Origin of the sequence: Pseudomonas sp. 2995-1, from assembly GCF_002742505.1 — a bacterium.
GTDB lineage: Bacteria > Pseudomonadota > Gammaproteobacteria > Pseudomonadales > Pseudomonadaceae > Aquipseudomonas > Aquipseudomonas sivasensis.
On record NZ_LJSA01000341.1, the window covers coordinates 1 to 233 of the forward strand.

1 protein-coding gene is annotated in these 233 nt (G+C 36.5%); it reads right to left on the reverse strand.

The features are described 5' to 3' along the window. The coding region (locus AOA61_RS31830; RefSeq protein WP_218197352.1) for a hypothetical protein at window positions 1-205 on the reverse strand (205 nt) is incomplete at its 3' end. Window positions 206-233 lie beyond the last annotated feature (28 nt).

Sequence of the window (233 nt, forward strand, 5' to 3'; positions counted from 1 at the left end):
CTTCAATAACCGTAACAAAAGGATTATCGAATGCAATTCCAAAGAAATCTAGTATTATACCATTCTTATAAAACGGGCTGAACAAAATAGCTGCTGCGATTACAACTGTCATAAATAACGAAACCCTCTTTTTAGTTTTGCGTGACCGCGCCATTTCAACCCCACCTTTTAAGAAATCAAGTCCAGTTTCTACCTTCTTATACAACTAGACGTAACGACCTAAAGAAATGTTG